4 protein-coding genes, 13 tRNA genes and 1 rRNA gene (1 of these 18 cut by a window edge) are annotated in these 11,143 nt (G+C 46.7%); 2 read left to right on the forward strand and 16 right to left on the reverse strand.

Annotated features, from left to right (window positions below; genetic code table 11):
- Positions 1 to 841 precede the first annotated feature (841 nt).
- Positions 842 to 1,024, forward strand: coding sequence for a hypothetical protein (locus tag MHH56_RS29940; RefSeq protein ID WP_339205265.1), 183 nt, complete (start codon positions 842 to 844; stop codon positions 1,022 to 1,024).
- Between the two features lie 714 nt (positions 1,025 to 1,738).
- Here MHH56_RS29940 and MHH56_RS29945 read toward each other — a convergent pair.
- The 6 genes from MHH56_RS29945 to MHH56_RS29970 form a co-directional block, all read right to left on the reverse strand.
- A tRNA-Gly gene (locus tag MHH56_RS29945) sits at positions 1,739 to 1,812 on the reverse strand.
- A 12-nt stretch (positions 1,813 to 1,824) separates the two neighbouring features.
- Positions 1,825 to 1,901, reverse strand: a tRNA-Pro gene (locus MHH56_RS29950).
- A 34-nt stretch (positions 1,902 to 1,935) separates the two neighbouring features.
- Positions 1,936 to 2,012: transfer RNA gene (locus MHH56_RS29955), tRNA-Arg, on the reverse strand.
- A gap of 8 nt (positions 2,013 to 2,020) precedes the next feature.
- Positions 2,021 to 2,095, reverse strand: a tRNA-Gly gene (locus MHH56_RS29960).
- 408 nt (positions 2,096 to 2,503) lie between these two features.
- A complete protein-coding gene (locus MHH56_RS29965) occupies positions 2,504 to 3,361 on the reverse strand; it encodes an ABC transporter ATP-binding protein (RefSeq protein WP_339205267.1) in 858 nt (285 codons plus the stop codon).
- 239 nt (positions 3,362 to 3,600) lie between these two features.
- Positions 3,601 to 6,060 (reverse strand): phosphodiester glycosidase family protein, encoded by a 2,460-nt coding sequence (locus MHH56_RS29970; RefSeq protein WP_339205269.1) that lies wholly within the window; start codon positions 6,058 to 6,060, stop codon positions 3,601 to 3,603.
- A gap of 363 nt (positions 6,061 to 6,423) precedes the next feature.
- Between MHH56_RS29970 and MHH56_RS29975 the strand changes: the two genes are divergently transcribed.
- Positions 6,424 to 6,936, forward strand: coding sequence for a GNAT family N-acetyltransferase (locus MHH56_RS29975; protein WP_339205271.1), 513 nt, complete (start codon positions 6,424 to 6,426; stop codon positions 6,934 to 6,936).
- 103 nt (positions 6,937 to 7,039) lie between these two features.
- Here the strand turns inward: MHH56_RS29975 and MHH56_RS29980 are convergent.
- From MHH56_RS29980 to MHH56_RS30025, 10 genes are all read right to left on the reverse strand, one after another.
- Positions 7,040 to 7,122: transfer RNA gene (locus tag MHH56_RS29980), tRNA-Leu, on the reverse strand.
- Positions 7,123 to 7,219: 97 nt separating this feature from the next.
- Positions 7,220 to 7,302 (reverse strand) — tRNA-Leu (locus MHH56_RS29985).
- Between the two features lie 18 nt (positions 7,303 to 7,320).
- A tRNA-Lys gene (locus MHH56_RS29990) sits at positions 7,321 to 7,396 on the reverse strand.
- A 10-nt stretch (positions 7,397 to 7,406) separates the two neighbouring features.
- Positions 7,407 to 7,481: transfer RNA gene (locus MHH56_RS29995), tRNA-Gln, on the reverse strand.
- A 9-nt stretch (positions 7,482 to 7,490) separates the two neighbouring features.
- Positions 7,491 to 7,566, reverse strand: a tRNA-Val gene (locus MHH56_RS30000).
- 31 nt (positions 7,567 to 7,597) lie between these two features.
- A tRNA-Glu gene (locus MHH56_RS30005) sits at positions 7,598 to 7,672 on the reverse strand.
- A gap of 40 nt (positions 7,673 to 7,712) precedes the next feature.
- A tRNA-Thr gene (locus MHH56_RS30010) sits at positions 7,713 to 7,788 on the reverse strand.
- A gap of 4 nt (positions 7,789 to 7,792) precedes the next feature.
- Positions 7,793 to 7,868 (reverse strand) — tRNA-Asn (locus tag MHH56_RS30015).
- Positions 7,869 to 8,030: 162 nt separating this feature from the next.
- Positions 8,031 to 10,962, reverse strand: a 23S ribosomal RNA gene (locus MHH56_RS30020).
- A 160-nt stretch (positions 10,963 to 11,122) separates the two neighbouring features.
- Positions 11,123 to 11,143, reverse strand: a tRNA-Ala gene (locus MHH56_RS30025); it runs 55 nt beyond the window's last position.

Consider the following 11,143-nt stretch of genomic DNA (forward strand, 5'->3'; position numbering starts at 1 on the left):
GTCGCTTATAAAGTATCCGGCTTCTGTATGGATGCATTTATTTATGTTTACATAAATAACATTTTCGGTCCAACATTGGAGTCTGCTCTTGTGCTGTTCATGTTCAGTCCTAACGGACATGAAATCCGCTATTTCGAGAATTTAAGCTCGTTACGTGGATCTAACGGACATAGGATGCGTTAATAGCTCGAAAAGTAGCCTAATCAAGCATTCTGAAGCTAAATAAGAGATCCTATGTCCGTTAGTTCTCTAAAAGGATGGAATTTCGGCAAATAAGGTATCTCATGTCCGTTTCAGCTCTTACTTGGAAGTTTTAATTGTAGAGAACCCTCGCAATTAGCTAAGAATACGTGCGCCTGCACCAATCCATCAAAACCACACTTTAAACCTTCAACTTCCGCATTAGGTGCTTAGATGTATATGCTACCTTCTAATACATGATAGTTAAACTCTATTTTCCATTACCACTCAGCAGCCAGTCTATTCCGTCATAACTTTCTATTGTCCGTTCGGTTATCCATTCCCTGAACAGTGTGATTAATGATTCCTATATGTTTATTTTCAGCAAAATAACTGTAAAGGTATTCTATGATTTCTCGAGCTTCTACATCAATAATATAATTTTTTGTACTTCGTTGATTTAGCACATTATTCTTAAGCTTTTTATATAAATTACTTTGCTGCATAAATAGCGCTTCTAAACCTATCCGTTAGACATTTTTAATCATAACTTGATATTTCAAGAATAGGTTTAAATGTTTTAGGTTCACTGTCTTTGAAACTTAGATTAATGCTTTGCGTAGAAATATTTGTAAATAAAGAAAGAATGAGGTCATTACGAATGAAAAAAACATTCCTATATGCACCAATCATTCTTGTGGCTCTGTTTTTTCTTAGCATGAATGAAGCAGGAGACGAGCTACATTGGAAAAAAATTGTAGAGAAGATTTTAGTTTTGGGCTCTGCATTTGGGGTCTTATATTTAATTAATTGGCTGACCAAAAATAAGCTTTATGTTTATTAGAATTCAAACGTGGACACTATCGAATCGATACATTTAAGTGTAACTATATTTCTCCAATTCACCTAATGCCAATAAAGGAGAATGATTTAATGAGGCGCAGAACTCGTAATAATAAGGTTGATACTTTCTTTTACAGATTGGAAGTATTTTTTGAAGTATGGATATACCTCCCTCGGCTAATTTTCCGACTATACAAATGGATATTTGATTAGCTTACATACACTTGTTTAGTACAGGGAGTCTCTAAGACGCTTCCGACTAGAATGAAATAAATGTTATGTAAGACCTGGTAAGGCGGTACTAAGCGATATGTCTTTCATGGTGAGAAGGTGTGAATTACTATCCGCCCCTCCCCTCTATGGGCTAGAGAAGGTTTCTAAGCAAGCGAGAGCTCACTAATACCCGTTTGTATGATCTATGGCATAAAACGGCGAAGCTACTGCGAGAGAGCGGTTCAGAACTCAAACAAATAGAAGAATGGTTGCTTCATTCATGCGAAGATCAGAAGATCAGAACTACAGCAGATATTTATATGCATGCTTCTGAAATAACCAGCAGAGAGGCTTCTGATCGGTTAGTATATCTTAACCCTCAAACAGTTAGTTAAAATTTCGCACCATCTTCTGCACCATATTAGGTGCAAGAGGCACTTTTATTGCAATATATAAAAACAAAAAAAAGCCTTGCTGCGCAAGGCTTTCGGGTTTAAATAGTTGGAGCGGGTGATGGGAATCGAACCCACGCTATTAGCTTGGAAGGCTAAAGTTCTACCATTGAACTACACCCGCAAAAAAAGATTATGGTCGGGACGACACGATTTGAACATGCGACCCCCTGGTCCCAAACCAGGTGCTCTACCAAGCTGAGCTACGTCCCGAAGTGTAAATGAATTGCGTCTAATGTTGGGAAAATGGCGCGGCCTAAGAGATTCGAACTCCTGGCCTTTTGATTCGTAGTCAAACGCTCTATCCAGCTGAGCTAAGGCCGCACAATTTATGGAGCGGAAGACGGGAATCGAACCCGCGACCCTCGCCTTGGCAAGGCGATGCTCTACCGCTGAGCCACTTCCGCATGTATTTCTGTCGGCCGTTCGTTTCGTTTATCATCGCGGCGACAAGTAATAATATATCACCCCTGAAAACAAAAAGCAACTGTTTTTTGAAAAAAGTTTTAAATTATTTTAAATCCCTTAAAATACATTGTTCTAAAATGGCCGAAAAGCCTTATATAGCGCGGAAATATGTGCTTTTAGACTTCATAAATCCAATCATAAAAATCAGCTTAAATGACGTTGCACCTTACTCCATTTACTCCTTCCGATTGTTCAGCTCTAATGGATAACATTTTATAAATAACGAATATAATTGGTCACTTCCCTCCCACTCGCTTCTAAGCTCAATATACTACACATGGCTTATCTAAAAGAACAAAAAACCGCATTTCCATAGGAAACGCGGTTTACAGCATTAATATTAGTTCCTATGCTCCAGCAGCAGCCAATGGTCTCTCTGACTGTGCACGGTTAATCAATGCCACTTTATCCGCAGCAGGCTGGCCGGCTAGTGCATATGGTAAGCAAAGAGGAACGCCTGTACGCGGATCAGGCACGATATCTGCCTCAATGTTAAACACTTCGCGCATAATATCCGGTGTCATAACTTCTGCAGGCGTACCTTCGCCTACAACGACACCCGTTTTAATTGCAATCATATGATGAGCATAACGTGTCGCGTGGTTCAAATCATGAACGACCATGACTACTGTGCGATTATTAGCTGCGTTTAGCTTTTGAAGCAAGTGAAGAACCTCTAGCTGATGCGCCATATCTAGGAAGGTTGTAGGCTCGTCAAGGAATAAAATATCAGTTTCCTGCGCAAGAGACATTGCAATCCATGCACGTTGACGTTGTCCGCCCGATAGATGATCAACCGGACGATCGGCAAAATCAGTCATACCTGTCGCTTCGATTGCCCACTGCACGATACTGCGGTCATCCTTAGTCATCGATCCGAAGCCCTTCTGGTATGGAAAACGACCATAAGAGACAAGCTCAGCTACTGTGAGTCCGTCCGGAGCGGTTGGATTTTGCGGCAAAATTGCCAATTGCTTCGCTACTTCCTTCGTCGATTGCTTATGGATAGACTTACCGTCCAGAAGTACACTGCCCTTCGAAGGGGTCATAATACGGGCCATTGTTTTCAAAATCGTTGATTTACCAGAGCCGTTAGCTCCTACTAGCGCCGTGATTTTCCCTTGAGGTATAGCAATGTTTAAATTCTCAACGATTAGACGGTCATCATAAGCAATATCAAGACTAGAGGTCGTTAAACGAATCATTGAACATGCACGCTCCTTCCGCTGCCTGAGGCAGACACCTTCACATTTTATATTTATATTTCAATAAGTAACGAATATTGATAACGATTATCATTTATTTTCTAATGATAATGTTTCTCATAAAAAAAGTCAATGATAATATAAATAGCATTTATTCATATCGACAAAAATAGAGCCCCATTTAAATAGAAAAGCCGCCCAACAGATTGGGACGGCTAGCTTTTATCATTATACAAAAGTTACCACTTTAGCTTCGTGCCAAATACGAGTCCATTGCTTATTAGCCTTCCAGGCGTGGTAATGAGTTTTCCTTGCGCGTACATGCCTGAGGATGCTCCTCCGTCCAAATTCATCGCCTGCTCAGCGCCAAGCTGAATCATGATTTGACTCCACTGTTTTATCGTTGCTTTGGAGACGGTAGCTATGACAACAGTCCCGTCCTTTTTGACAAGAATGCCGCTTCTGCCAGCTGCATCGGTCAATATTTTGGAGCTGCTAAACCCTTCCCCAGCTGGATTAACAGCCGGTTTCCCATCCTTCACAAGCCTAGGTCCTGCACCAATGGCGGTATGAACGCGAGACCATGCAATCGGACTTTTCGAGAGGTTGGTCATTTCGATCTTATAATCAACCTTCGTCCCCACCTTAAAGCGTGAGGCTAGCTTCTCCTCAGAGCCTGTATAAACGAGAACATATCCATCTGCTGGAATGCTGACATTCTCTTTTTTGCTTATTTTGGTCACGACACCCTTACTGACCGTTACTGAGGTGCCTTGTGCAAATCCAAGCTTAGCACCACGCTTTGGCGTGAACATAATGGCTGACGATGCGCCTGCTACAGGTGTTCGATTAATAAAATACGCATACCAGTTGTTAGGCGACTTAAAAGAACCGTCTGTTCCACCTAAAATTTTGACGCGTAGCGTATCCATAACTACATTCCCGTCCCATGTAAAACCAATCGCTGTCCCTGTATTGCCTATATGCTCCACATTGCCGTCTACAATTACCGTTCCATATGGCTCCGGAATGCCGCCATAAGCCTCGAAGTAAGTTCCGTTAATCGCTGCGTCTGCACGGTAATCTTTAGCAATCGATTGAAGCGACTGAACGACGCCTATTTTACGGCTTGCCAGGCCTGCAGTAACCGGCATTCCCTTTGGAATGGTAACGGTTTGAACCGTAAACGACTGGCCTGCTGCAACAACCTTCTTGGATTCATGCTTCACCTTTAGGTTCAAGGTAGAGGCTGTAACCTGAATAGGAAGCTTCAGTTGGCCTTTGTAGCCGCTAGCTGAAACATCTACATAAAGATTAGCTGATCCAGCTGTAACCGGGGTTACCACGCTTTTCTCATTGATGCGAACGATCGCTGGATTGTCGGAGCGATAGCTGACAGCGACTGGATCGGACAGCTTCAGCTTGTCCGTGAGCAGGAGCCGTGTATCCAGCGGCAGCTTAACCGCCGCCGCTGCTGCATAGGTGATCGCAACGGTGCGAACTGGCCCCGCTGCGATTAATGTACTTGCGGACGCATATACGAAGCGTCCGCTGCCCTGCGGCGCCACACCGCTCGCGGGAACCGCGGTGTGACCGCCGTAGGTGTACAAGATCGACCCGGCAGAGCCGTCGATCGCGTACACAGCGCCGGAACGGCCGCCGGCCAGCACCGTGCCGGCGCCAAGATCCGGCGCAAGCGCCGCGGGGCCAAAGCCTCCCGCCCCGCTGGCGCTAATGCGCCATAGTTCCGCCCCGTCTGCGAGGCGGAACGCAGCTATGCCGTTGCCGCTGCGCTCGGCGGCAACGACAATACCTTTGTCTCCGGGCACAAGCGCCGGAGACGTCCAACCGCCTGCGGGCGCTGCCGCAAGCTCGCGAGTGAAGCGGACTTTACCGTCCTCTTCATACGTAGCGATAGCTTTGCCCGCAAGCAGCATGACGCCGCCGCTCACATCGCCCGCGATCAGCTTCGCCCCAAGCAGCGTCTGCTCAAGCGACGCTTCCCATACAACTGCATTGCCGCGCACGGCATACAACACGCCATTGCTGCCCAGTACATAGACGCCGCGCTTACCTGCGGCCAGTTCCTTAACCGAGACGCCCTCTGGCAGCAGAGCAGCCTGCTGCTCTCCCACACTGCTCAGCGATAAAACAGCATGCTGATATGCGAAATAAGGAGTACCTTCCCCATCCGTCACCATGCCAGATGGCTCTAATTGTTCCTTTTTCCCTTTAAAATAATAAATACCTTTCTGACCGCCATTGCCGCCTTCATCATATTGATAAAGCCTAGCACCAGTTCCTGCGGTAAATATTTGTCCTTTTCCATTTACGGCTGGGGCGTATAGTTTCGAATATGTGTTTATTCTTTTTAATTCTTTTCCGCCATTATCTAATAAGGATAACCATCCATTATTCGTTACTACCAGCAGCTTTCCGCTCGGCATCACAATCGGAGGATATAGAGTACCCTCTGCTTTGTATCGCCAGTACTCGATTTCTGCTTTGCTGGCAGCAGAACCCTTCGCATTAGAAGCAACCGTTTTTGTCTCATTCGTCGATTCTGCCGCAGAAACTGAGGAACCCCCATAGGCTCCCTTACCACCAAATGATTCGCTTCCTGTGTAGCTCACATTCAACACTATAAAAAGCAGAATAGCTACTACTCTAACAAGCCATTTTTTTGTCTTTTGCTGCATATGACTGATCTCCTTCTCCTTCTTATGTGTAGATTCCAGTTAGTCCCAATGAACTATATCGACAGGTTTATTCTAAAAATGAAGGGATTATATGGATAATATACACCTCAAATTCTATTGAGTAATAAGTTGGCATCCTGTAGGTCCCTATGTTACGATCACAAAAACCATGTCTACAAATCTAGCAATGGGATTACTATTTCTTTATATAAAACACTAATTCCATTTACTATTTATCCTCACAACAATTAACCTTGCACATTTTTAACCCCATACAATTGAGTAGGATCACCTTACTGTAGAGGTAGATCGTGTTTTGAACAAGCTATCCTAAGCAAACATAAAAGGAGGATTATAACCAATATGCAAACCACTAGATGCAAGCTGGACCCATTACAACAATCAGATTTAAAATACATGCAAAGGATATATTCGAGTCATGAGGTCAGAAAATACTTAGGCGGAGTTGTACCAGAGGAATATCATCTAAATAAGTTTCTAGATGCTTTAGAGCGCTCTTCAACGAAGGAGTCAAACATTTGGACGGTTAGATTAAAAGAAAACAATGATTTTATTGGGGTTGTTTCCTTAGATAATCACATAGACGGAAGGTTTAAGGAAATCAGCTATGAATTTCTTCCGCAAAGCTGGGGTAGCGGCTACGCAGCCGAGGTAGTCGGTCAATTATTAATGTACGCACTTCATGAATTAAAGCTTGGTAAAGTAATAGCTGAGACACAAACAGCAAATACTGCTTCCTGCAGGCTCTTTGAGAAGGTAGGCATGCGATTAGAGCATAAGCTGCAAAGATATGGTGCTGAACAAGCGCTATACAGCTTCATTGATCCGGGCTTTTCGATTAATGGATGTGGATGATAAGCGTGGTTATAAAATCAAGCATGATGGATGATTACTACATAATTATTACACTTATATAAACAGCAAAAAACCCTTGTTCGCCAAGGGTTTCTTCATGGTATGGTGCGCGTAGAGGGACTTGAACCCCCACGGTCGCCCGCTAGATCCTAAGTCTAGTGCGTCTGCCAATTCCGCCATACGCGCAAATGTGATTCTTTGAAGCTTAACCATGTTTTGCAGGGCTTCCACCTACATTACTCTGTTGACATACAGAGTGCTTCCCTATGAAGGGTGTTAAAGATGGTGCGCGTAGAGGGACTTGAACCCCCACGGTCGCCCGCTAGATCCTAAGTCTAGTGCGTCTGCCAATTCCGCCATACGCGCGCATGTGAGATAAAAAAATGGTGAGTCATGTAGGATTCGAACCTACGACACCCTGATTAAAAGTCAGGTGCTCTACCAACTGAGCTAATGACTCATAGTATAAGTGGCTGGGGATTCAGGGATCGAACCTGAGAATGACGGAGTCAAAGTCCGTTGCCTTACCGCTTGGCTAATCCCCAATAGCGATATGGTGGACGCTGACGGGATCGAACCGCCGACCCTCTGCTTGTAAGGCAGATGCTCTCCCAGCTGAGCTAAGCGTCCAAGGATAAAGGCGCCATTTGTAAAAATAATTTGGTGACCCGTAGGGGACTCGAACCCCTGTTACCTCCGTGAAAGGGAGGTGTCTTAACCACTTGACCAACGGGCCATGCTAAAATTGATGCTTGTCCTTACAGTTGAAAGTTTTCTGGAGCTCTCAACCGGATTCGAACCGGTGACCTCATCCTTACCATGGATGCACTCTACCTACTGAGCTATGAGAGCATAATGGCTCCCCGAACAGGACTCGAACCTGTGACAACTCGATTAACAGTCGAGTGCTCTACCAACTGAGCTATCAGGGAACATTGTATTTTGAGTTGAATGTTATTAAAGCTTCAACTTCAAAATAGGCACGGTTGAATATCAAGGCGTATTGCGCCTTGAAAACTGGATACGAAAGATTAGGCTTGCTGAAGCCTTTTTAGCTGCTGTCTACTGGATGTATGGGTCACAGTAAACGTGTTTAGGATAAGCCCTCGACCGATTAGTATTCGTCAGCTACACACATTGCTGTGCTTCCACCCCGAACCTATCAACCTCGTCGTCTTCAAGGGGTCTTACATACTGGGAAATCTCATCTTGAGGGGGGCTTCACGCTTAGATGCTTTCAGCGCTTATCCCGTCCGTACTTGGCTACCCAGCGGTGCTCCTGGCGGAACAACTGGTACACCAGCGGTACGTCCATCCCGGTCCTCTCGTACTAAGGACAGCTCCTCTCAAATTTCCTGCGCCCGCGACAGATAGGGACCGAACTGTCTCACGACGTTCTGAACCCAGCTCGCGTACCGCTTTAATGGGCGAACAGCCCAACCCTTGGGACCTACTTCAGCCCCAGGATGCGATGAGCCGACATCGAGGTGCCAAACCTCCCCGTCGATGTGGACTCTTGGGGGAGATAAGCCTGTTATCCCCAGGGTAGCTTTTATCCGTTGAGCGATGGCCCTTCCATTCGGTACCACCGGATCACTAAGCCCTACTTTCGTACCTGCTCGACTTGTAGGTCTCGCAGTCAAGCTCCCTTATGCCTTTGCACTCTTCGAATGATTTCCAACCATTCTGAGGGAACCTTTGGGCGCCTCCGTTACATTTTAGGAGGCGACCGCCCCAGTCAAACTGTCCACCTGACACGGTCCCCGAACCGGTTTCACGGTTCTAGGTTAGAACTCCGATACGATCAGGGTGGTATCCCAACGTTGCCTCCACACAAGCTGGCGCTCATGCTTCAAAGGCTCCCACCTATCCTGTACAGATCGTACCAAAGTTCAATATCAAGTTACAGTAAAGCTCCATGGGGTCTTTCCGTCTTGTCGCGGGTAACCTGCATCTTCACAGGTATTAAAATTTCACCGGATCTCTCGTTGAGACAGCGCCCAAGTCGTTACGCCATTCGTGCGGGTCAGAATTTACCTGACAAGGAATTTCGCTACCTTAGGACCGTTATAGTTACGGCCGCCGTTTACTGGGGCTTCGGTTCACAGCTTCGGGTTACCCCTAACCGCTCCCCTTAACCTTCCAGCACCGGGCAGGCGTCAGCCCGTATACTTCGCCTTACGGCTTCGCACAGACCTGTGTTTTTGCTAAACAGTCGCTTGGGCCTTTTCACTGCGGCCCCCTCGGGCTATTCACCCTACCGAGGCACCCCTTCTCCCGAAGTTACGGGGTCATTTTGCCGAGTTCCTTAACGAGAGTTCTTCCGCGCGCCTTAGCATGCTCTGCTCGCCTACCTGTGTCGGTTTGCGGTACGGGCACCTAGATCTCACTAGAGGCTTTTCTTGACAGCCGGAGTACATGACCTTCGCTACTGCAATTTTCGCTCCCCATCACAGCCCAGCCTTATGATCGACGGATTTGCCTATCGATCAGCCTCACTGCTTGGACGGACTATTCCATCAGTCCGCGTCACTGCCCTTCTGTGTCACCCCATTGCTCAAACAATCTTCGGTGGTACAGGAATTTCAACCTGTTGTCCATCCACTACGCCTTTCGGCCTCGCGTTAGGTCCCGACTTACCCTGAGAGGACGAGCCTTCCTCAGGAACCCTTAGGCTTTCGGCGGACAAGATTCTCACTTGTCTTTTCGTTACTCATACCGGCATTCTCACTTGAATACAGTCCACCAGTCCTCACGGTCCAACTTCAATCCGTATTCAACGCTCCCCTACCCAAGTACCTAATGGTACATGTCATAGCTTCGGTGGTGTGTTTAGCCCCGTTACATTTTCGGCGCAGAGTCACTCGACCAGTGAGCTATTACGCACTCTTTAAATGATGGCTGCTTCTAAGCCAACATCCTGGTTGTCTTTGCAACTCCACATCCTTTCCCACTTAACACACACTTGGGGACCTTAGCTGATGATCTGGGCTGTTTCCCTCTTGACAATGGATCTTAGCACTCACTGTCTGACTCCCGAGTAGCACGTCTATGGCATTCGGAGTTTGACTGGACTTGGTAACCCTTGGCGGGCCCCGCACCCAATCAGTGCTCTACCTCCACGACGCTCATTCCTCGAGGCTAGCCCTAAAGCTATTTCGGGGAGAACCAGCTATCTCCGAGTTCGATTGGAATTTCTCCGCTACCCCCACCTCATCCCCGCATTTTTCAACATGCGTGGGTTCGGGCCTCCAGTGCGTGTTACCGCACCTTCACCCTGGACAGGGGTAGATCACACGGTTTCGGGTCTACGACCACGTACTTATTCGCCCTATTCAGACTCGCTTTCGCTACGGCTCCGTCTTCCCGACTTAACCTTGCACGTGATCGTAACTCGCCGGTTCATTCTACAAAAGGCACGCCATCACCCATTTAACGGGCTCTGACTTTTTGTAAGCGCACGGTTTCAGGTTCTTTTTCACTCCGCTTCCGCGGTGCTTTTCACCTTTCCCTCACGGTACTGCTTCACTATCGGTCACCAGGGAGTATTTAGCCTTGGCAGATGGTCCTGCCGGATTCCGACGGGGTTTCTCGTGTCCCGCCGTACTCAGGATCCGTCTCGGAGAGTGCTTGCTTTCGGTTACAGGGCTTTTACCTGCTCTGGCGGGCCTTTCCAGACCTCTTCGCCTACCAAACACTTTTGTAACTCCATGTGAGACGTCCTACAACCCCAAGGAGCAAGCTCCTTGGTTTGGGCTAATCCGCGTTCGCTCGCCGCTACTGACGGAATCACTATTGTTTTCTCTTCCTCAGGGTACTTAGATGTTTCAGTTCCCCTGGTATGCCTCTTACTAACCTATGTATTCAGTTAGTAGTAACTGTCCATTACGACAGCTGGGTTTCCCCATTCGGAAATCCTCGGATCAATGCCTGCTTACGGCTCCCCGGGGCGGTATCGTTGTTCGCCACGTCCTTCTTCGGCTCCTGGTGCCTAGGCATCCTCCGTGCGCTCTTACTAGCTTAACCAAATGCTCAGGTGATCGCTCACCTTCGCTTACGTAAAAACAGCTTTAAAGGATGTTTCAGCAATTCTTTTTCTTTCGTTATCCAGTTTTCAAGGTGCAAATGTTTTGCGCTGAGTTTGCTTCAGAGTTAATCTTCAGCAAAGACAGTACATTATTTTTTTTGGTGGAGCCAAGCGGGATCG

The sequence above is a fragment of the Paenibacillus sp. FSL K6-3182 genome, assembly GCF_037976325.1.
Classification (GTDB): Bacteria; Bacillota; Bacilli; order Paenibacillales; family Paenibacillaceae; genus Pristimantibacillus.